The organism is Streptomyces adelaidensis (genome assembly GCF_016598475.1).
GTDB classification, from domain to species: Bacteria; Actinomycetota; Actinomycetes; order Streptomycetales; family Streptomycetaceae; genus Streptomyces; species Streptomyces adelaidensis.
Genome location: NZ_JAEMUX010000083.1, coordinates 14,781 through 35,449, shown reverse-complemented (window position 1 = coordinate 35,449; position 20,669 = coordinate 14,781). Strand labels below are relative to the sequence as shown.

The following is a 20,669-nucleotide window of genomic DNA, read 5'->3' as shown; positions in this document are numbered from 1 at the left end:
CGGGAACCACCCGGGAACCACCCGGGAACCACCCAGAAACCCGCCCGGATTCACGCGATGGTGTGATCATGTGCCCCCTCCCGGATGCCCGCCGGAGTCGACGGGTAGGGCCCGCCCATGACGCAGCCGTTCGAACTCCCGCACTTCTACATGCCGTACCCCGCCCGGCTGAACCCCCACCTGGAAGAGGCCAGGACCCACTCCACCGAATGGGCCCGGCAGATGGGCATGCTGGAGGGCTCCGGCGTATGGGACCAGCAGGACCTCCAGGCACACGACTACGGCCTGCTGTGCGCGTACACGCACCCCGACTGCGACGGCCCCGCGCTCTCGCTCATCACCGACTGGTACGTGTGGGTGTTCTTCTTCGACGACCACTTCCTTGAGCTCTTCAAGCGCTCCCAGGACCGCCCCGGCGGCAAGGCCCACCTCGACCGACTCCCGCTCTTCATGCCACTTGACCTCGCCATCCCCGTACCGGAACCGCTGAACCCGGTGGAGGCGGGCCTCGCCGATCTCTGGGCGCGCACGGTCCCGGCGATGTCGATGGACTGGCGCCGCCGATTCGCCGTGGCCACCGAGCATCTGCTCAACGAGTCGCTCTGGGAGCTGTCCAACATCAACGAGGGCCGGATCGCCAACCCGGTCGAGTACATCGAGATGCGCCGGAAGGTCGGCGGCGCCCCCTGGTCCGCCGGCCTGGTGGAGTACGCGACCGCCGAAGTACCCGCGGCCGTCGCGGAGTCGAGGCCCCTCAGGGTCCTGATGGAGACGTTCTCCGACGCCGTGCATCTGCGCAACGACCTGTTCTCGTACCAGCGGGAGGTCGAGGACGAGGGCGAGAACAGCAACGGCGTACTCGTCCTGGAGACCTTCTTCGACTGCGGCACCCAGCAGGCCGCCGAGACCGTCAACGACATCCTCACCTCCCGGCTGCACCAGTTCGAGAACACCGCGCTCACCGAAGTGCCCGCCCTGGCCCTGGAGAAGGGCCTGAACCCGGCCGAGGTCGCCGCCGTGGCGGCGTACACGAAGGGGCTGCAGGACTGGCAGTCCGGCGGCCACGAGTGGCACATGCGGTCGAGCCGCTACATGAACGAGGGGGCCACCTCCTCGCGCGGCCCGATGGACTTCGGCGGCGCGATCCTGTCCGGCCCCGCGCTGGCCGCCCGGGCCGGGTTCGGCACGTCCGCCGGCGACCTGGGGGCACTGCTCGCGACCGCCGCCGCGGAACGGCTGCGCGCCCACACGCACGTGCCGTACGAGAAGGTGGGGCCGTCCCGACTCCCCGACTTCTACATGCCGTTCAAGGTGGAGCTGTCCCCGCACCTGGACGGCGCCCGCGACCGCCTCATCCCCTGGACGCACGCGATGGGCATGCTCAGCGAGGGCGTCTGGGACGAGGAGCGGCTCGCCGCCGCCGACCTTCCGCTCTGCTCGGCCGGCCTCGACCCGGACGCGACGCCCGAGCAACTCGACCTGAGCTCCCGCTGGTTGGCGTGGGGTACTTACGGCGACGACTACTACCCGCTCGTCTTCGGCCACCGCCGCGACCTCGCCGCCGCGCGACTCACCACCGCCCGGCTCTCCGACTGCATGCCCGTCGACGGGGAGGCGGTGCCCCTCCCGGCCAACGGCATGGAACGGGGGCTCATCGACCTCTGGGCGCGTACGACGGCGGCGATGACGCCCGACCAACGGCGCACCCTGAAGGAGTCGGTCGACATGATGACCGAGAGCTGGGTGTGGGAGGTGTTCAACCAGATCCAGAACCGCGTCCCCGACCCGGTCGACTACCTGGAGATGCGGCGCGCCACCTTCGGCTCCGACCTCACCCTCAGCATGTGCCGGATGGGCCACGGCCCGCAGATCCCGGACGAGGTCTACCGCAGCGGCCCCGTCCGCTCACTGGAGAACGCGGCCATCGACTACGCGTGCCTCATCAACGACGTCTTCTCCTACCAGAAGGAGATCGAGTACGAGGGCGAGGTCCACAACGCGATCCTCGTCGTGCAGAACTTCTTCGGCTGCGACTACCCGACCGCCCTCAACGTGATCCACGACCTCATGACCCAGCGGATGCGCCAGTTCGAGCACGTCGTCGCCCATGAACTCCCCATCGTCTACGACGACTTCGAGCTGTCGGAGGAGGCCCGCGCGATCATGGGCGGCTATGTGACCGACCTCCAGAACTGGCTGTCCGGCATCCTCAACTGGCACCGGCAGGTCGACCGCTACAAGCCCGAGTTCCTGGCGAGCCGGGCCCACGGCTTCGTCCCGGACCTGCGGCCACCGGCCCTGTCCTTCGCGCTCAGGAACGCGGTCTGACCCGGATCACACCGGCCGAGGCGTCGCCCGGGTCGCGTGCTCGACCGCGGCCCGGGCCGGCGCACGCACGATCGGGTGCGGGCGGCTGCCGTCCCCGGCCAGTTCCGGCTGGAAGAGAGAAGCCAGGGGCCATAGACCAGGGGCCGACGTCTCGTCGAGCCCCCTACACAGCCACCCGGAAGTGGCTGGTCAGCCGTCCCTCGTCGTCCAGGACATGGAACGCGAGCCCGGGCGGCGCCTCGCGGTCCGCGACCTGGTCGCCCTCCCAGGGCAGCCGCAGCGTCCAGGTGACCCCGGGGCCGACGACGAGCGGCAGTCCGGCGAAGGTGGTCGCGGCGGGGGTGTGGGCGTGCCCGGTGATGAGTCCGGCGATCTCCGGCCGCCGGCCCAGCAGCCGGGCGAGGGTGTCGGGCCGGCCCAGCCGGTACCTGTCCGGCAGCGGGTGGTGCAGCGCCACCGGCGGATGGTGGAAGGCGAGCAGCGCGGGCCGGTCGCCGTCGAGGTCGTCGAGGGTCTCCTCGATCCAGGTGTACGTCTGCGCGTCCAGTGCGCCCTCGTCCTGCCCCGGAATGCTGGAGTCGCACATCAGGACGGCCGCGTCGGCGAAGACGTGCACGCTGTTGACCGGCCCGTCGGCGGCGGGCTCTTCGAGGAGCGCCTTGCGGTAGGCCGCCCGGCTGTCGTGGTTGCCCGGGCAGGTGAGCACCGGGAAGGGCGCCCCGCCCTCCCGCAGCCCGAGGAGGCGCGCGGCCTCCTCGTACTCGGCCTCCGTCCCGTGGTCCGCGATGTCCCCGGTCACCAGCAGCGCGTCCACCCTCCCTGGCAGCCCCCACAGCAGATCCCGCACCCGCTCGGCACGCCGGGTGGCCCGGTCGCTCCCGTCCAGATGCAGATCACTGATGTGCGCGAGTACGAGCATCGTCGTACGCCTCCCTCAGGGCGGTGCTTAATGGAACAAGTGAATCCAAGCATTAGATCTAACGGACGGGCAACCCTCAACCATTAGTCGGCTCGCTGGAGCTGACACCGACGGTCGTCGTCGGCCGTCGACGCCGACAGTTGACGCCACGGCGCAATCGGCTCGCGTGCGCCGCGGTGGAGGGGCAGGATGCTCCCCGTAGCCCTGGGACTCCGAGGACACGGAGGCATGGATGACCGGCACGCCCAGCGACGGAGCGGCGCTCGCGCCCTTCACCGCCGACGATCCGCCTTCGCCCTTCACCACCGACGACTACCGGGCGCGGATGCGGCGCGCGGCGCGCGCAGCCGCGGCTGCCGGGCTCGACGGACTGCTCGTCGCGCCGGGCCCGGACCTGGTGTGGCTGACCGGCCACCGGCCGCCGGAGACGGAGCGGCTCACCATGCTGGTGCTGCGGGACGGCGCGGACCCGGTGCTGGTCGTGCCCACCCTGGAGGCCCCGGACGCCGCGGCGGCCCCCGGCGGGCCCGCGCTCACCCTGCGGGACTGGACCGACGGCAAGGACCCGTACGAGGCGGCCGTCTCCGTCCTAGGCCCGCACGGGCGCTTCGGCGTCAGCGACAACACCTGGGCGCTGCACCTGCTCGGCCTGCAACGGCGCCTGCCGGACACGACGTACGTGGCGTGCACCGAGACCCTGCCGATGCTGCGGGCGGTGAAGGACGCGGCGGAACTGGCCCGGCTGGCAGCGGCCGGCGCGGCCGCCGACCGGGCCTACGAGGAGATCCGCCAGGTCCCCTTCGCGGGGCGCCGCGAGACCGAGGTCGCCGCCGAACTCGCCGTACTGCTGCGGCGGTTCGGGCACTCCCAGGTCGACTTCACCATCGTCGCCTCCGGCCCGAACGGCGCCAACCCGCACCACGAGGCCGGCGACCGCGTCATCCGGCGCGGCGACATGGTCGTCCTCGACTTCGGCGGCCTCAAGGACGGCTACGGCTCCGACACCTCCCGCACGGTCCACGTCGGCCCACCGGGCGCCGAGGAGCGCGAGGTGCACGACATCGTGCGCGCCGCCCAGGAGGCGGGGTTCCGCGCGGTACGGCCGGGCGCCGCCTGCCAGGACGTCGACCGGGCCGCCCGCGCGGTCATCACCGAGGCCGGGTACGGCGACCGCTTCATCCACCGCACCGGACACGGCATCGGCGTCACCACCCACGAACCGCCGTACATGATCGAGGGCGAGGAGCGGCCCCTCGTGCCCGGCATGTGCTTCTCCGTCGAACCCGGCGTCTATCTGCCGGGCCGTTTCGGGGTACGGATCGAGGACATCGTGACGGTGACCGAGGACGGCGGCCGACGCCTCAACGGCACCCCCCGCCAGATGGCCATAGTGGACTGACAGGCCGACCGAACACGAGGAGTCTCCCAACCCCGACCCGAACCCCCGGACGACGGCGCGACCATGACCCAGGCACCGACACCCACCGCGGACACCGTCCGCCGACTGGTCCGTTCCCTGCTGAAGAACGGGGAGGGCCGGCGCGGCGACGGCCCCGACGTGCGGCCCGTCGCCGGAGACGACACGCACCGCACCTGGTGGGTCGGCACCCGCCATGTGCTGCGCCTCGCCCCGGACCGGCACGCCGTCGGCCGGCAGCTGCGCGAACTGCGGCTGCGGGACCTGGTCCGCCCGCACATCGGCGTCGCCGTCCCGGTGAGCGTCGCGCAGGGCGAGTGGTCCGGCCGCCTCACCTACACCCTCGACACACGGCTGCCCGGCGGCACGGCGGAGGACCACGACGTGTCGGCCGTGGGCGAGGCCGACCTCGCGGCCCTCCTCGCCGGGCTGCGCGAGGTACCCCTGCGCCAGGCGGAGACCCTCGGGGTGCCCCGGCTCGCCCCGCGCTCCCTGGAGGCGCTGCGGGCGGCGGCCGGGCGCGCGGCGCGGCGTCTCGCCGAGGCCGACGAGTTCGATCCCGGGCGGCTCGCGCAGCTCACGCCCGCGAGCGCCGCGCAGCTGACGGCGCCGGCCGTCGTTCTCGTCCACCACGGCCTCACCGGCGAGCACCTCGTCGTCAGTGCGGACGGGCGGGTCCGTGGGGTTCTCGCCTGGACGGACGCGGTCGTCGGTGATCCGGCGGAGGACATCGCGGGGCTCGCCACGGCGGTCGGTTCGCCCGCGGCGGTCCGCGCGGCGACCCTCGCGGGGTACGGGGCCCGGCCCTGTCTGCGCGGGCTGTGGCTGGCCCGCTGCGACACGGTCATCGCTCTCGCGGAGGGGCTCCAGGGGCGGGGGCCGGCCGGGGCGCCGGTGCCGGTGCCGCTGGCGGTTCTGCGGGATCGTCTGCGGCGGACTTGGGAGGCGATTTTGTTGGAGAGGGTGACTGAGCTGCGAGGGGAGGACTGAGGGGGCGCCTATTGGGTCGGGGGTGCGTCTCGGAGGGTGACTGCGGGTCGGATGTGGCTGGTCGCGCAGTACCCCGCGCCCCTTTGAGGGGGCTCCGCCCCCTCAAGAAGCGGCCCCTCTCACGCCACCGTCAGTACCACGCACGACTCGCCCGCCAGGCTCAGCACGCCGTCCGGCCCCGGCCCCTCCACCGGGTCCCAGGCCGCCAGGACCCGGGCGCGTGGTGTGCCCAGCGGGATCGCGGCCGGTTCCCCGCCGAGGTTGATCGCGACCCGGACATCCCCACGCCGGAAGCCGAACCAGCGGTCGGTCTCGTCGAAGGCGACCTTGACGTCGGAGAGGTCGGGGTCGGAGAGGTCGGGCAAGGTGCGGCGGAGGGTGATGAGTTCGCGGTACCAGGCGAGGACGCGGGCGTGGGGTTCGCGGGCGGGCTCGGACCAGTCGAGGCAGGAACGGTCACGGGTCGCCGGGTCCTGCGGGTCGGGGACGTCCTCCTCGGCCCAGCCGTGCGCGGCGAACTCCCGGCGCCTGCCCCGCCGTACGGCCTCCGCGAGTTCCGGATCGGTGTGGTCGGTGAAGAACTGCCAGGGCGTGGCGGCGGCCCACTCCTCGCCCATGAAGAGCATCGGCGTGAACGGGCCCGTGAGCACCAGCGCGGCCGCGCAGGCCAGCAGGCCGGGGGAGAGGGAGGCGGTGAGACGGTCGCCCTGCGCGCGATTGCCGACCTGGTCGTGGGTCTGGGCGTAGCCGAGCAGACGGTGCGCGGAGACACCCGTACGGTCGAAGGGACGGCCGTGGTGGCGGTCCCGGAACGACGAGTACGTGCCGTCGTGGAAGTAGCCGCCCGTCAGGGTCTTGGCGAGACCGGACAGACCGGCTCGGGCGAAGTCCTCGTAGTAGCCCAGGGATTCGCCCGTCAGGGTCGTGTGCAGGGAGTGGTGGAAGTCGTCGTTCCACTGGGCGTGCAGACCGAGGCCGCCCCGGTCGCGCGGGGTGACCAGGCGGGGGTCGTTCAGATCCGACTCGGCGATCAGGAACAGTGGGCGGTCCACCTCGACGGCGAGCGCGTCCACGGCGGTCGACAGCTCCTCCAGGAAGTGGAGGGCGCGCGTGTCCCTCAGCGCGTGCACCGCGTCGAGGCGCAGCCCGTCGAGGCGGTAGTCGCGCAGCCAGGCCAGCGCGCTGCCGAGGAAGTACGCCCGCACCTCGTCCGAGCCGGGCGCGTCGAGGTTGACGGCCGCGCCCCACGGCGTGTGGTGCCGCTCGGTGAAGTACGGGCCGAAGACGGGCAGATAGTTGCCGGAGGGGCCCAGATGGTTGTGCACGACGTCGAGCACCACCCCGAGGCCCAGCCCGTGCGCCGTGTCCACGAACCGCTTCAGCGCCTCGGGACCGCCGTACGGCTCGTGCACGGCCCAGAGCGAGACGCCCTCGTACCCCCAGCCGTGCGTCCCGGGGAACGGGCACAGCGGCATCAACTCGACGTGGGTGACACCCAGTTCGGCGAGATGGCCGAGGCGCCCGGCGGCCGCCTCCAGGGTGCCCTCGGGGGTGTACGTGCCCACGTGCAGCTCGTAGAGCACCGCGCCCGGCAGCCCGCGTCCGGCCCAGGTCGCGCGCCACGCGTACCGCCCGTGGTCGACGACCGCGCTCAGTCCGTCGGGGCCGTCCGGCTGGCGGCGCGAGCGGGGATCGGGCCGCACCGGCCCGTCGTCGACCGCGAACCCGTAGCGGGTGCCGTCCGCAGCGTCCGCCTCGACGGTCCACCAGCCCGGCCGCTCCGGATCACGTTCCATCGCATGCGTGGCGCCCGCGCGGTGGAGCGTCGAACGGTCGGCCTGCGGTGCCCACACCTCGAACTGCACGGAACGGTTCTCCCTCGGCTGCCGGTCGTGGTCCTGGGTAGTCATGGAGTAGTCATGGGGCGTAGTCAGGGGTAGCCCGTCCATCGTGCGGCAAACGAGATCGCCGCGCTCCCGGATCGGTCCTTTTGCCGCGCGGGCCGCATGTCGGGCTGCTATGTCCGAGGATCGTCACCGTTCACAGGTTGTCTGGACACCCCGGCCCAGCTGACCGACAATCACCTGCGTGACGTCGTCCTTCGAGTTCCACACGTACCCCGCGCGGCTGTCGGACGCGGAGCGCGACCGCGCGCTGAGGGCGCTCCGTGACGGCGTCGCGCTGGGCCGGCTGTCGCACGACACGTTCATCCGGCGGATGGAGCTGGCACTCACCGCCCGCCGCTCCGACGAACTCGCCGCCCTCACCGCCGATCTGCCCGTCGAGAAGCGCTGGTCCCGGCTGGTGTTCGCCGCCGTCGGCTCGGTCTCCGGCTTCGGGGTGAAGCTGCGCCGGGCCTGGCAGGCCGAGCGGCTCCCCAAGCTCCAGCTGCCGCACCCGGCCAGCGGCCACAGCCTGCGCATCGGCCGCGACCCCGCGAGCGGACTCCGGCTCAGCCACGAGACGGTCTCCCGGGTGCACGCCGAGCTGAGCCGGCAGGGCGGCATGTGGATCCTTCGCGACCTCGGCTCCACCAACGGCACCACCGTCAACGGCCGTCGTGTGGTGGGCGCCGCCCTCGTCCGGGACGGCGATCAGGTGAGTTTCGGCCGTATGAATTTCCGGCTCTCCTCGGAGTGAGCCGCGAGAGGTCCGCGTCGACCCCGCCGCAAAGCTCTGGCCTGGGATTTACGCAGCGAGTTACTCAATCTCCCTTGCACGCAAGGGTGTTGACGTACGTTCTCGGCCATGACTGACTGTGCTTACACCATGCACACCAGGTGAACCGACGGCGCCTTATTCGTGGAGGTGTGCCCTGCCGCCACTCCTCCGCTACCCGACCGTGGACGAGTTGTCCGCCCGCGCCGCGAACCTCGTCGCCCGACATCCGCACCGCGCCCGACTGCGCCGCGTGGGCACCTCACGGGCGGGCACCCCGATGTGGCTGCTGTCCGTCGGCCGGGGCAGCCGCCACGCCCTCGTCGTCGCCGGACCGCACGCCAACGAACCCGTGGGCGGCGCCACGATCCTGCGGCTCGCCGAACGGGCGCTGGCCGACCCCCGGTCGAGCGACGCCGCCGACACCACCTGGAACCTGCTGCTGAGCCTCGACCCCGACGGTTCCCGCCGCAACGAGGGCTGGCTGTCCGGCCCGTACACCCTCGGGCACTACTTCCGGAACTTCTTCCGCCCCGGCTTCCTGGAACAGCCCGAGTGGCTGCCCGACGGCGCCGCCGGGGCCGTCCTGCCGGAGACCCGCGCCCTGCTCGACCTCCAGGACGAACTGCGGCCCTTCCTCCAGTGCTCCCTGCACGGCGTCGACATCGGCGGCGGCTTCGTCGAGCTGACCCGCGAACTCCCGGGCATCGTCCAGCGCGTCGCCCGCACCGCCGCCCACCTCGGCATCCCGCGCGAGCTGAGCCCGTACGACACCCTGTACTGGCCCCGCCTCGGCCCCGCCGTCTACCGCATCCCGCCCCCGCGCCGGGGCGACCTGGCCGCCGCCATCACCGAGGCCGCCGTCGAGTCCACCTGGTACCACCCGCATCGCCACGGCACGGTCACCGCCGTCGTCGAGGCACCCATGTGGGGCGTGGCCGCCGTCGAGGACGCTTCGCCGTCGCCCGACGCCGACGCCGTACTGCGCACCGTCAGCCGCGCCCTGCGCCGCGACACCCGGCTGCTGGAGAGCATCCTCGCCCGCGTCCGCCCCTCGGTGAGCGACGGCCCGGACGCCGCCCGGCTCCTCGCCCCGGTCGACGACTATCTACTGGTCGGGCCGGGCCTCGCCGACTCCTGGGACCCCGACGTCCACGACGGCGCCGCCCGGCCGCTGCCCCCGCTCGACACCGCCGGGCTCACCGCCCTCGCCCTCTCCGGCCGCCGGGTCGCCCTGCGCACCGCCGGGCTGCTGCACCAGCTGGTGACCCGCGCGGGACGCGACCCCGCCGACGCGCTGCCCGAGCTGGACCGCCTCATCGACGAGTGGTGCGCCGACTACCACGACGGGTACGGGGCGCGCTGGATCCCCGTCGCCCGCCAGGCGGAGTACCAGACCCGCGTGGTCCTCGCCGCGTTCGAACTGGCGGCCCTGCGCCCGCGCCCCTCGGGTCCCGCCCCGGCGGACCCCTGCCCGGCCGCCCACCCCGACTGTCACCCCGACTCCCATTCGGGCGAGCCGGAACGGAGTTCCGAGCCCGCCGTACCGATGCACCGGGAATGACGAACACCACCCAAGTGGTATGAGCCATACGAGCAGACGTTCTCCGATCCGTGCGTCCCGGCCGCCCGCACGGGAGCGGTCTTCGCACTGTCGAACTGACCGCCGACGGGGTCACGCGTCGTGACGCGCGTGCACCGCCGCCGCCAGCACCGTACGGGCCTGGTGCTCGACCTGGTCCGCCAACGGCACCCACCGGGCCCGGAAGCGGTCCGCGAACGAGGCACACCAGGCGGCGACGAGCCCTTCGAGGTACGCCGCCGCAGGGTCGTCCGCCTCCCGCAGAACCCGCAGCAGCATCGCCGCGGCCCGCAGCGGCAGCCGCCGCCCGAAGGCGTCCACGCTCCCCACGTACGCCATCGAGGTGTCCGTCGGCGGCCCGTCCGTCCAGTCCCGGGCCAGCCCCGGCACCAGGGCCAACGCCCACCGGGCGGCACGCAACAACGGCCCCTCCGGGCCCGGCAACCGGGGCAGCGCCACCGCGAGAACCCGCTCCACCTGGCCCGCCTCCAGCAGCAGCCGCCGGGCCAGGTGCCGCAGCGCCGCCGCCGGGGCCGGATGCGGGGCGGTGTCGTCCACCAGGTCGCTCGCCCACATCGGCACCTCGACGACCGCCGTCAGACCCCCGTACCGGTGGGCGTGGTACCAGGTGCTGTGCCGTGCGTCGTCCGGCATGCTCGGATATGCCGCATGGCCGCCCGGGCGCGGCATCACGAACACACCGGGGCCGGCCGCGGGCCAGCCGGCGGCGTCGGAGGCACCCGTCTCCACCGGTATGCCCAGCTCCGCCGCGGACTTCGCGAACGGTTCGGCGAGCCCCGGTACGTCCTTCGTCAACTGCACCCAGCTGCCACCGAGATCGGTGCCGTGCAGCGTCACCTGGAGGTACGGCCGCAGCTCGTCCAGCACGCGCAGCAGGGCGTGCGTCTCGGGCGGCAGCCGGTCCGGCGGCAGCACCGACGGCGACCACTCCGGCTGCTCCGGGCCGGCCGGCCGGAAGAACCCCAGGTGGTAGTCGAGCAGCGTGCGCGGCGCCGGCGTCGTGTGCAGGCTCGCCCCGTCCGGGTCCGCGCACAGCACGAAGTGCCAGGACACACCCGTCCGCAACTCCCGCTCCTTCACGACCCGTTCGGCCAGCGCCAGCACCGTCGCACCGCCCGTCGGCTCGTTCGCGTGCGCGCCCGCGACCACCAGGACGGCACGTCTCGCATGGCCCACCGACAGCAGGCGCAGCGGCCGGCCCGCCCGCGACGCCCCGATCCGCCGCAGCGCGCACAGCCCCGGCCGGCGGACCGTCAGCAACCTTGCCGAGGACTCCAGTTCCGCGACCGTGGGATAACCGAGCTCCAACAGGAGACCCACCCCCGTCCACTCCACGACTCCATGAAGTGTCGGCCCGCGCCTGGGGCGGCTCCCAGGGGCGCCCAGTGGCATTCAGGGCTTTCGGGTAGGGGAGTTGGCGCCACGTGCGCCGAGATGACTTCCCTCGCCCCCGCCTCCCCGACGCTCCGCCCTGGACCCCGCTCCTCGCCAGGTCATGAACGCGCGGTCAGTCGACCGGCCTCTCCTCCACCCTGGAAAGTTGTAGGTTCACGCAGCCGCACATGTATCCCAGAGTGATTCCGAAGCAACGGGGGCATCGCAGCAGCATGCATTTCGATCCACTCGTCCGAGCAGACGCCCTGAGTCACGGGTGTGTTGTGTTCCGGCGGGGTGGCGAAGCTCCATCCAGCTCCCGTTGTTCGCACGCACGGCGAACAGCCCAGTCTCAACGGGAGGAAACCCATGAGCCTTCGTACAACAACCATCCGTGTCGCCACCGCGGTGATCGGTTCCCTGATGGCGGTCACGCTCGCGGTGAGCGCCTCGCCGGCGTCCGCCAGCACCTCCGACGGGTACATATCGGGAGGCGGCGACTTCACGAACGACTGGGGAGATGAGGGCACACTCTCCCAGTCGAGCTACGCCAAGTCCAACGCCACCTGCCTGTGGCAGCAGATCCTTTGGGCGGAAGGCGCCAAGGAGCAGAACGGCACCGCATTCGACGCCTCGGACATCGACGGCGACTTCGGGCCGAACACCGACTACGCGACGCGGAACCTGCAGGACCGCTGGCCGCTGCGGTACGTGGACGGAAAGGTCGGCAACGGGACCTGGGGCTACGCCGACAGCAAGTTGAGCTTCTACGACTACGCCTACGAATACGCTTTCGGGGGCAAGATCCTGAGCTACTCGGGCGCCGCGCGCAGCTTCTACCTCGTCCGGGCCGAGAATGGACGCTACGTGTTCTGGGAGGGCTCGACGAACGACAACGGCAACTACCGGTTCGCCGCGTACAAGAGCCGAACCTGCAGCTGACACCAGCAGGACCGGGGCCCGCCCCTCCGGGCGGGGCCCCACCGGTTGGGGACGGCTTCGCTGCTCGCTGTGTTGGAGTTGGTGCGGGGCGGCTTCACCACGCCGACGTTCCGCACCTTCGCCGCGCTGGTCGTGGGGCTGATCGCGCAGACCGGGCGGTGCACGGTGACCGGGATGCTCACCGGTGCGGGGTTGACCCGCCTCTGGTCCCATGACCGCGCGCACGCCTTCTTCTCCCGCTCCCGGTGGCACCCGGACATCCTGGGTTTGTCGCTGTCCCACCTGGTCGTGCGCCGCCTGCTGCCTGAGGGCGCGGTGCTGACCGTGGCGGTGGACGACACGCTGTTCAAGTGGCGCGGGAAGATGGTCTTCGGTGCGGCCTGGCAGCACGACGGCGGGGCCATCGGGCCCAAGCCGGTCGGACGCGGGACAAACAGGCGATCCGCACTGCACGGGGCGTCGGGGCGCAGCCAGTGGCTGACGTCGACCGCGAGGACGAGCCGGTTGTCGGCGGCCTTGGGCTGCGGCGACACCGCCAGCGCCCGCCGCAACCGTGCGGCGTCGATGCGGCCGTGGTTCAGCGCGTCGTACAACGCGCCGTGCCCGCGCCGGTGTTCGGCCGGCAGCGTCAGGTCGACCGGCGAGGTCACCGGCCCGTTCTCGCACAGCATCGCGTCCGTGAGCTCGAACAGGGCGTCACCGCGCCGGGTCACAGACGCGTAGAAGTCCTCCCGGAAGTGTGACGTGAATGTGACGCTTTACTCTGAGCCCCCAGGTACGGGATGGGACAGGTAGGGGCGGCGGGGGCGAAAAAATGCCCCGGTCGGCCTCAGGTCGTAACGACCCGCTCCAGCAGCGCCACCGGCAGCGACTCGAAAAGCTCCGCCACCCCCACATCCCCCGCGAACTCCCGCCCCTCATGGAGGACATCACTCCACCGCCCCTCCGGCAGCGCCACCCACGTGTCCCCCCACCCCCCACCCTCCGCCAACCGCAACGACAACCGGGTGACAGCCGTGATCACCGCCCCGGACCGCACGAACCCCACGCAGTGCCCCGCCCCCACCCCACCCGCCACCAGTGGCGCATACGTCGCCGCGTCCCCGAACACGTCCGGCAGCCGTCGACGCAGCCGCAACGCCGCAGACGTGAGCCGCGACTTCTCGGAGGGAACCTCCTGGGGCAAGAAGGGCCGCCGGTTGTCGGGATCCACCAGCGCCCGGTACTCACCCTCCGTCCCCTGATAGACATCCGGCACCCCCGGCATGGTCAACTGCACGAGAGCCGCACCGAGAGCGTTCGCCCGCACATGGGGCTCCAACGCGCTCCGCAGCGAGGCGACACCCGTGTCCACGGCGGGCCCCCACGCCACGAAGTCCGCCACCGCCCGCTCGTACGCCGCGTTCTGCTCGGTCCAGGAGGTGTGCAGCCCCGCCTCCCGCACATGCTTCAGCAGCGCGTCCCGCAGCCGCTCCCCGTCGCCGTCCTCCGCGACCCCGAGCCCGAACGCCGTCTGCCAGGCGGCCCACGCCACCTGCGGATCGGGCACCCCCGTACCGTCACGCGTGACCTCCGCCAGCGCGTCGGCCCACCGCTGCGGGCACTCCCCGAGCACCGCGATCGCCGCCCGCACATCCGCACTGCGTTTGGTGTCGTGCGTGGACAGCACGGTCCCGGTGGCCGGCCAGTCCCGCTGCACGCGCGCACAGTAGGCGTGGAAGTCGTCCGGCGACACGGCCGGACTCCCCGGATTCCCGCCCACCTCGTTCGCCGACAGCAGCGGCCCGTACCGGTAGAACGCCGTGTCCTCCACCGACTTGGCCCGCAGCGCCGACGACGTCTGCGCGAACCGCGCCCGGAACTCCCCGTACTCCGGCCCGTCCCCGAGCCGCCCCAGCACCAGATCCCGTACGGCATCCACCGACCGGGCCTCCTCGGGCACCACGAACGCCGTACGCGCCTCGGCCGCGGCCTCCTCGGTGACGACGAGGGAGGCGTCCTGGGAGGGGTACGGCCGGTACACCTCCATACGGACGAGCAGCTCGCACAGCGCGGTGCGCAGCGCCCACGGCGCGTGGTCGCGCAGGGAGAGCTCGGGGGAGCGCTCGCACAACCGATGCGCCACCCGGGTGAGCCGGTCGATCTCGGTGGCCAGTTCATGGGTGAGCACCCGGTACGCGGCGCGCCGCACGGTCGGCGCCCACTCACCGCCCCGGTCGGCCTGCGCGGCGGTGAACCGCCGGTACTGCCCCAGCAGCTCACCCGCGCCCGCCGGATCGGTGAACAGTCCGTCGATGTGCCGCAGCGCGTCATAGCCGGTGGTCCCGGCGACCGGCCAGGCCGCCGGCAGGGCCTCCTCGTCCGCCAGGATCTTCTCGACGACGGTCCACCGCCCGCCGGTGGCCTCGTGCAGCCGCCGCAGATAGCCGTCGGGATCGGCGAGCCCGTCGGGGTGATCGACGCGCAGCCCCTGGATCACGTCCTCGTGCAGCAGCTGAAGGATCTTCGCGTGCGTCGCGTCGAAGACCTCCGGCTCCTCCACCCGCACCCCGATCAGCTCCGAGATGCTGAAGAACCGCCGGTAGTTCAGCTCCGTACGGGCCAGCCGCCACCACACGGGCCGGTACCACTGCGCGTCCAGCAACTGGGGCAACGGCAGCTTCTCGGTGCCCTCCCGCAGCGGGAACACATGGTCGTAGTAGCGCAGCTCCCGCCCGTCCACCACGAACTGCTCGATCTCCGCACCCAGCGGCCCCCCGAGCACCGGCAGCAGCACCTGCCCGCCGCGCGCCTCCCAGTCGATGTCGAACCACCGCGCGTACGCCGACTCCGGCCCCTCCCGCAACACCGCCCACAGCGCACGGTTGTGCCGCGGCACCATCGCCATGTGGTTCGGCACGATGTCCACGACCAGCCCGAGCCCGTGTTCCCGAGCGGTGCGGGCCAGCGCCCGCAGCCCGTCCTCCCCGCCCAGCTCCCCCCGCACCCGCCCGTGATCGACCACGTCATACCCGTGCCCCGACCCCGGCACGGCCTCCAGCACGGGAGACAGATGAACGTGCGACACCCCGAGCGAGGCGATGTACGGCACGGCGGCCGCCGCGGCGGCGAACGGAAACGAGGGCTGAAGCTGAAGCCGATAAGTGGCGGTAGGCACGACAGAGGTCATGCAGACCTACGTACCCGCCGGACGACGATTGGAGCGCTTGGACACGCAAGGAAGCCTGCTGCTTTTCAGGGGCGCGGGGCTGTGTCGATGTGCGGCTCCGCCGCGTGGGCGCGATCAGCCACAGACGACCTGAAGCCGGCAACGCACCGACGCACCCACGGCGAGTAGCTCACGTCGGCCGCCGCAGCACCGCCAGGCTCCGATCCACCAAGGTCAACCGATCCCCGGCCGCCACCTTCGGCCCGTCCTCGGGAACCGCGTCCTTGCGCCCCGTATCCACCACCACCTGCCACTGCTGACCATGGTTGACCGGCACCACGAACTCCAGCGGCAGCGCCGACGCGTTCACCATCAGCAGGAACGAGTCATCGGCGATCCGCTCGCCGCGTGAACCCGGCTCGGAGATCGCGTTCCCGTTCAGAAACACCGTCAGCGCCCCGGCCTGAGCCGAATCCCAGTCCCGCCGCACCATCTCCTGCCCCTGAGGCGTGAACCAGGCGATGTCCGACAGCTCGTCGTGCGTCCCCTCCACCGGCCGCCCGTGGAAGAACCGCCGCCGCCGGAACACCGGATGGTCCTTCCGCAGCCACACCATCGCGCGCGTGAACTCCAGCAGATCCCCGAAGACCTCGCCGTCGCCGCCGTCGTCCCCGTCCTCGCCGGAGGGCCACGGCACCCAGGACAACTCGTTGTCCTGGCAGTACGCGTTGTTGTTGCCGCCCTGGGTCCGCGCGAACTCGTCCCCATGGCTGAGCATCGGCACACCCTGCGACAGCATCAGCGTGGCGATGAGGTTCCGCATCTGCCGGACGCGCAGCTCCACCACCTCCGGGTCGTCGGTCTCGCCCTCGGCCCCGCAGTTCCAGGACCGGTTGTGGCTCTCCCCGTCCCGGTTGTCCTCCCCGTTCGCGTCGTTGCGCTTCTCGTTGTACGAGACCAGGTCGCGCATCGTGAAGCCGTCGTGGCAGGTCACGAAGTTGATGGAGGCCAGCGGGCGCCGCCCGTCGTCCTGGTACAGGTCGGACGAGCCGGTCAGCCGCGACGCGAACTCCGCGAGCGTCCGCGGCTCGCCCCGCCACAGGTCCCGTACGGTGTCGCGGTACATGCCGTTCCACTCGGTCCACAGCGGCGGGAAGTTCCCCACCTGGTAGCCGCCCTCGCCGACGTCCCAGGGCTCGGCGATCAGCTTCACCTGGGAGACCACCGGGTCCTGCTGGACGAGGTCGAAGAACGACGACAGCCGGTCCACCTCGTGGAACTGCCGGGCCAGCGTGGCGGCGAGGTCGAAGCGGAAGCCGTCGACGTGCATCTCGGTCACCCAGTACCGCAGCGAGTCCATGATCAGTTGCAGGACGTGCGGCGACCGCATGAGCAGGGAATTACCCGTCCCCGTCGTGTCCATGTAGTAGCGCGGGTCGTTCGTGAGCCGGTAGTACGACGGGTTGTCGAGGCCCTTGAACGAGAGCGTGGGACCGAGATGGTTGCCCTCGGCCGTGTGGTTGTAGACCACGTCGAGGATGACCTCGATCCCGGCCTCGTGCAGCGCCCGGACCGCCGACTTGAACTCCAGCACCTGCTGCCCCCGGTCGCCCCAGGAGGCGTACGCGTTGTGCGGGGCGAAGAAACCGATCGTGTTGTAGCCCCAGTAGTTACTGAGGCCCAGGTCGGCCAGCCGGTGGTCGTTCACGAACTGGTGTACGGGCATCAGCTCCAGCGCCGTGACGCCCAGTTCGGTCAGGTGTTCGATGATCGCCGGATGGGCGAGCGCCGCGTAGGTGCCGCGCAACTCCTCGGGGAGCCCCGGGTGCCGCATGGTGAGGCCCTTGACGTGGGCCTCGTAGATCACCGTGTGGTGGTACTCGGTGCGGGGCCGCCGGTCGTCGCCCCAGTCGAAGTACGGGTTGACCACGACCGAGGTCATCATGTGCGGGGCCGAGTCGAGGTCATTGCGCTTGTCGGGCGCCCCGAAGTGATAGCCGTACACCTCCTCGCCCCACGTGACGGAGCCGCTGATGGCGCGCGCGTACGGGTCGAGGAGGAGCTTCGCGGAGTTGCAGCGCAGCCCGCGCTCCGGCGCGTACGGGCCGTGCACCCGGAAGCCGTACCGCTGTCCGGGCATCACCCCCGGCAGATACGCGTGCCGTACGAACGCGTCCGACTCGCGCAGTTCCACCGCAGCCTCGGAGCCGTCGTCGTGCAGCAGACACAGCTCGACTCGGTCCGCGGCCTCCGAGAAGACCGCGAAGTTGGTCCCGGCGCCGTCGTACGTGGCACCGAGCGGATACGCCTGTCCAGGCCAGACCTGCATGGATACGACTCTTCCAGTTGTCGCGCGCCGCTGGGGGCGACTCCGAGGGGAGTCTCCCCCAAACTGATGGAACCACCTATGACATACGTCCCTCCTGCCCGGCGGCAGCCACTTTGTGACGTGCCGCGCGCCCGGCGGTGGCGGATCGCTGTCGGCGGCCACTATGAATCGGGTCACTCCCGATGCGGTCGCGGTCCGGAACGGCCAAGTGACATGCGGTAGTTGAGAAAGGACCTGTCCATCCGGCTGTATCGTCACCCGCTACCGGAGTACCCTTCCTTGATCGTTGAGTAGGGGTGAATTCGGGGGAGCGGAAGGCGGTGCGTGGGTGGGCTCGGGAGGGCTGGAGTTGCCTCCTGGTGACGCGGGCGAGACGGGTCACGAGGGGAACTCCGCAGATGTCCCACCCGGCGCGGTGTCCCTGGCACGGCCGATGGAGCGGGGATCCATCGGCCCGGAACTGGACTGGAACGCCGACGCCTGGCTCGAAGTGCGTACGCGCGCCCAGCGGGCCGGCCGTGCCTACATCTGGCTGAACCTCGTCGAACAGCGGCTGCGCGCCGTCGTGGCCGCCGTGCTGCGACCCATCTACGAGCCCGTCCACGGCGACGACTGGGTGGTCGCCGCCGCCGGGCCCGCCGGACAGGAGTGGGTGCAGCGCGCCGTCGCGGTGCGCGAGGTCAGCCGCCGCAAGGGCTATCTCCTCGACCCCGCCGACGACAATGTCCTCAGCTTCCTCACCCTGCCCCAGCTGCGCGAGCTGATGGTCCAGCACTGGCCCTGCTTCGAGCCGTACGTCGACGAGCGGCGCGATGTGGAACTGGCCCTCGACGAGCTGGAGGTCACCCGGAACGTCGTGTCCCGCAACCGGGCCCTCTCCGAGGCCGTCCTCGGCCAGGCCGAGCGCGCCTCGTCGAAGCTGCTGGAGATCCTCGGCGCCGGCAGCGACGTGCCCTCCGCGCGGCGGCTGCCCGTCGACGCGGTCGAGGAGCTGATCGGCGACCGGTACGCGGACGTCGTCGGCGTCCACCCCGACCGGGTACGGCTGCTGCGGCAGTTCCCCGCCGAGGATCTCTTCGGCGGCGCCCGCCGCGTCGACGCCATCGGCATAGGACTGAACCTGCTGGTGCAGAACTTCTCCGGCCGGCGGCTGGTGCGGCTCGCCGAGGCGGGCTGCCGGGTACGGCTGCTCTTCCTCAACCCCGCCTCCAGCGCGGTGAAGCGGCGCGAACGCGAACTGGGCCTGAAGCGCGGCGAGTTGAGCCGAGCCGTGGAGATGAACATCCTCCATATGCGCCGGGTCCGCTCCCGGCTGCGCGACCCCGGCGCCTTCGAGATCCAGGTCTTCGACGAGACACCCCGCTTCACGGCCTACCTCGTCGACGGCGACGGCTCGGACGGCATCGCCGTCGTCCAGACCTATCTGCGGCGCACCCGGGGCATGGAGGCGCCGGTGCTCGTGCTGCGTGGCGGCAACCGGGTCCTCAAGGCGGACGAGAACGGCGAAGCAGGGCTCTTCGACACATACCGCGAGGAGTTCGAGGTGGCCTGGGCGGACTCGCGACCGGTGTCGTGAGCAGGGTCGCGCCCGGTGCTGTGGCGCCCGGCGCTGGAGCGGCCAAGCGGAATGCGGCCCTCGGATTGTCAGTGGCCCATGCGATGGTGTTGGTCACTGGGGGAACGCACCACCAAGAAGGGGGACCAGCATGGGCTGGCACCGGCAGCTGCTGATCGGCTTCGACCTGGAGACGACCGGCACGGACCCGCGCGAGGCGCGCATCGTCACCGGGGCGGTGATCGAGGTCAGGGACGGGGAGCCCGTCGGGCACCGGGAGTGGCTCGCCGATCCGGGCGTGGAGATCCCGGCGGAGGCGGTGGCGGTGCACGGCATCACCAACGCCCGCGCGGTGGCCGAGGGCAGACCGGCCGACCAGGTCGCCGACGCCCTCGCCGACATCCTCGTCTCCTACTGGAAGACGGGCGTCCCGGTCGTGGCGTACAACGCGGCCTTCGATCTGACCCTGCTCTCCACCGAGCTGCGCCGGCACGCCCTGCCGTCCCTGCGCGACCGGCTCGGCGGCCTCGACCCGGCGCCGGTCATCGACCCGTACACGATCGACCGCTCCGTCGACCGCTACCGCCGCGGCAAGCGCAACCTCGAAGCGGTCTGCGCCGAGTACGGCGTCCCTCTCGACGCAGCCCACGACGCCTCCGCCGACGCCCTCGCCGCCGCGCGCCTCGCCCGGGCGATAGCCCAGCGCCACACCAAGGTCGCCGCCCTCGCCCCGGCGGAGCTGCACCGCCGCCAGATCGAGTGGTATGCCGAATGGGCCACCGACTTCCAGGACTTCCTCCGCCGCAAGGGCAACCCGGAAGCGGTCGTGGACGCGACCTGGCCGCTGCGCGAGCCGGCGGACGAAACGGTCTGAGCCGCCGTTGACCGGGTTCTCCGTCTTCCCGACGACCTCAGGAGCGAGCAGTCCGATGATCTCTCTTCGCGAAGTCCGCGACAGCGACCTGCCCGTCTACTGGGCGCACCTGTCCGACCCGGAAGCACAGCGGGTCGCTGCCTTCACCGGGGACTACCACTACGACCGGGAGCTCTTCGACCGCCACTGGGCGAAGATCCGCGCCGACCCCGGCATCGTCATGCGCACGGTGCTCGCCGACGGCGAGGTGGTCGGCCACGTCGCGGTGTTCGGGCCGCCGGACGAACGCGAGGTCACCTACTGGATCGACCGGGCGCACTGGGGCCGGGGCGTGGCCACGGCCGCGCTCACCGCCCTGATCGCCCTCGTCGACACCCGGCCCCTGCACGCCCGCGCGGCTGCCGACAACACCGGCTCGATCCGTGTCCTGCAGAAGTGCGGCTTTGTCATCACCGGCCGGGACAAGGGCTTCGCCCGGGCCCGCGACGGCGAGACCGACGAAGTGGTCCTCGCACTTGAGATCGCTTGAGGC

General features: G+C 71.8%; 14 protein-coding genes and 2 pseudogenes. 10 read left to right on the top strand and 6 right to left on the bottom strand.

Annotated features, from left to right (window positions below; translation table 11 throughout):
• The first annotated feature begins 117 nt into the window (after nucleotides 1-117).
• On the top strand, nucleotides 118-2,328 hold the full coding sequence (cyc2, locus tag I8N67_RS33325; RefSeq protein WP_200307993.1) for a germacradienol/geosmin synthase Cyc2: 2,211 nt from the start codon (nucleotides 118-120) through the stop codon (nucleotides 2,326-2,328).
• Between the two features lie 163 nt (nucleotides 2,329-2,491).
• On the opposite strand, the gene I8N67_RS33320 is transcribed toward cyc2, so the two are convergent.
• Nucleotides 2,492-3,247: a phosphodiesterase gene (locus tag I8N67_RS33320; protein WP_200307992.1), complete on the bottom strand. Its 756-nt coding sequence runs from the start codon at nucleotides 3,245-3,247 to the stop codon at nucleotides 2,492-2,494.
• A 232-nt stretch (nucleotides 3,248-3,479) separates the two neighbouring features.
• On the opposite strand from I8N67_RS33320, the gene I8N67_RS33315 reads away from it, so the two are divergent.
• Nucleotides 3,480-4,646, top strand: a complete 1,167-nt coding sequence (locus I8N67_RS33315; RefSeq protein ID WP_200307991.1) for an aminopeptidase P family protein — start codon at nucleotides 3,480-3,482, stop codon at nucleotides 4,644-4,646.
• A 63-nt stretch (nucleotides 4,647-4,709) separates the two neighbouring features.
• Nucleotides 4,710-5,654, top strand: a complete 945-nt coding sequence (locus I8N67_RS33310; RefSeq protein WP_200307990.1) for an aminoglycoside phosphotransferase family protein — start codon at nucleotides 4,710-4,712, stop codon at nucleotides 5,652-5,654.
• Nucleotides 5,655-5,773: 119 nt separating this feature from the next.
• On the opposite strand, the gene treZ is transcribed toward I8N67_RS33310, so the two are convergent.
• Nucleotides 5,774-7,519: a malto-oligosyltrehalose trehalohydrolase gene (treZ, locus tag I8N67_RS33305; protein ID WP_200307997.1), complete on the bottom strand. Its 1,746-nt coding sequence runs from the start codon at nucleotides 7,517-7,519 to the stop codon at nucleotides 5,774-5,776.
• A 223-nt stretch (nucleotides 7,520-7,742) separates the two neighbouring features.
• Here treZ and I8N67_RS33300 point away from each other — a divergent pair, with 223 nt between their 5' ends.
• Nucleotides 7,743-8,294: an FHA domain-containing protein gene (locus tag I8N67_RS33300; protein ID WP_200307989.1), complete on the top strand. Its 552-nt coding sequence runs from the start codon at nucleotides 7,743-7,745 to the stop codon at nucleotides 8,292-8,294.
• 202 nt (nucleotides 8,295-8,496) lie between these two features.
• Nucleotides 8,497-9,876, top strand: coding sequence for a M14 family zinc carboxypeptidase (locus tag I8N67_RS33295; RefSeq protein WP_307835448.1), 1,380 nt, complete (start codon nucleotides 8,497-8,499; stop codon nucleotides 9,874-9,876).
• A gap of 111 nt (nucleotides 9,877-9,987) precedes the next feature.
• On the opposite strand, the gene I8N67_RS33290 is transcribed toward I8N67_RS33295, so the two are convergent.
• The gene (locus I8N67_RS33290) at nucleotides 9,988-11,235 is read right to left on the bottom strand and encodes a M14 family zinc carboxypeptidase (RefSeq protein ID WP_200307987.1); all 1,248 of its coding nucleotides are present in this window, start codon (nucleotides 11,233-11,235) and stop codon (nucleotides 9,988-9,990) included.
• 423 nt (nucleotides 11,236-11,658) lie between these two features.
• Between I8N67_RS33290 and I8N67_RS33285 the strand changes: the two genes are divergently transcribed.
• Nucleotides 11,659-12,231 (top strand): peptidoglycan-binding domain-containing protein, encoded by a 573-nt coding sequence (locus tag I8N67_RS33285; protein WP_234046699.1) that lies wholly within the window; start codon nucleotides 11,659-11,661, stop codon nucleotides 12,229-12,231.
• Nucleotides 12,232-12,300: 69 nt separating this feature from the next.
• Nucleotides 12,301-12,615 (top strand): annotated as a pseudogene (locus I8N67_RS43265) (transposase); the annotation flags it as partial.
• On the opposite strand, the pseudogene I8N67_RS43260 reads toward I8N67_RS43265, so the two are convergent.
• The 3 genes and pseudogenes from I8N67_RS43260 to glgX form a co-directional block, all read right to left on the bottom strand.
• Nucleotides 12,522-12,944: pseudogene (locus I8N67_RS43260) on the bottom strand (transposase); the annotation flags it as partial. The pseudogenes I8N67_RS43265 and I8N67_RS43260 sit on opposite strands and share 94 nt — an antisense overlap.
• A 116-nt stretch (nucleotides 12,945-13,060) precedes the next feature.
• Complete coding sequence (gene treY / locus I8N67_RS33275) at nucleotides 13,061-15,400, bottom strand: malto-oligosyltrehalose synthase (RefSeq protein WP_200307986.1); 2,340 nt, start codon at nucleotides 15,398-15,400, stop codon at nucleotides 13,061-13,063.
• A 169-nt stretch (nucleotides 15,401-15,569) separates the two neighbouring features.
• Nucleotides 15,570-17,708, bottom strand: coding sequence for a glycogen debranching protein GlgX (glgX, locus tag I8N67_RS33270; protein WP_200307985.1), 2,139 nt, complete (start codon nucleotides 17,706-17,708; stop codon nucleotides 15,570-15,572).
• A gap of 328 nt (nucleotides 17,709-18,036) precedes the next feature.
• Here glgX and I8N67_RS33265 point away from each other — a divergent pair, with 328 nt between their 5' ends.
• The 3 genes from I8N67_RS33265 (at nucleotide 18,037) to I8N67_RS33255 (ending at nucleotide 20,666) form a co-directional block, all read left to right on the top strand.
• The gene (locus tag I8N67_RS33265; RefSeq protein WP_200307984.1) at nucleotides 18,037-19,284 is read left to right on the top strand and encodes a DUF5919 domain-containing protein; all 1,248 of its coding nucleotides are present in this window, start codon (nucleotides 18,037-18,039) and stop codon (nucleotides 19,282-19,284) included.
• Nucleotides 19,285-19,414: 130 nt separating this feature from the next.
• Nucleotides 19,415-20,137, top strand: coding sequence for a 3'-5' exonuclease (locus I8N67_RS33260; protein WP_200307983.1), 723 nt, complete (start codon nucleotides 19,415-19,417; stop codon nucleotides 20,135-20,137).
• Nucleotides 20,138-20,192: 55 nt separating this feature from the next.
• A complete protein-coding gene (locus I8N67_RS33255) occupies nucleotides 20,193-20,666 on the top strand; it encodes a GNAT family N-acetyltransferase (RefSeq protein WP_200307982.1) in 474 nt (157 codons plus the stop codon).
• Nucleotides 20,667-20,669: the final 3 nt, after the last annotated feature.

Excerpts from the sequence above, each read along its gene's own strand:
- I8N67_RS33310 (WP_200307990.1), top strand. The coding sequence starts at position 4,710 with ATGACCCAGGCACCGACACCCACCGCGGACACCGTCCGCCGACTGGTC.
- I8N67_RS33255 (WP_200307982.1), top strand. The coding sequence starts at position 20,193 with ATGATCTCTCTTCGCGAAGTCCGCGACAGCGACCTGCCCGTCTACTGG.
- I8N67_RS33260 (WP_200307983.1), top strand. The coding sequence starts at position 19,415 with ATGGGCTGGCACCGGCAGCTGCTGATCGGCTTCGACCTGGAGACGACC.
- I8N67_RS33285 (WP_234046699.1), top strand. The coding sequence starts at position 11,659 with ATGAGCCTTCGTACAACAACCATCCGTGTCGCCACCGCGGTGATCGGT.
- treY (WP_200307986.1), bottom strand. The coding sequence starts at position 15,400 with ATGACCTCTGTCGTGCCTACCGCCACTTATCGGCTTCAGCTTCAGCCC.
- I8N67_RS33315 (WP_200307991.1), top strand. The coding sequence starts at position 3,480 with ATGACCGGCACGCCCAGCGACGGAGCGGCGCTCGCGCCCTTCACCGCC.
- glgX (WP_200307985.1), bottom strand. The coding sequence starts at position 17,708 with ATGCAGGTCTGGCCTGGACAGGCGTATCCGCTCGGTGCCACGTACGAC.
- I8N67_RS33320 (WP_200307992.1), bottom strand. The coding sequence starts at position 3,247 with ATGCTCGTACTCGCGCACATCAGTGATCTGCATCTGGACGGGAGCGAC.
- cyc2 (WP_200307993.1), top strand. The coding sequence starts at position 118 with ATGACGCAGCCGTTCGAACTCCCGCACTTCTACATGCCGTACCCCGCC.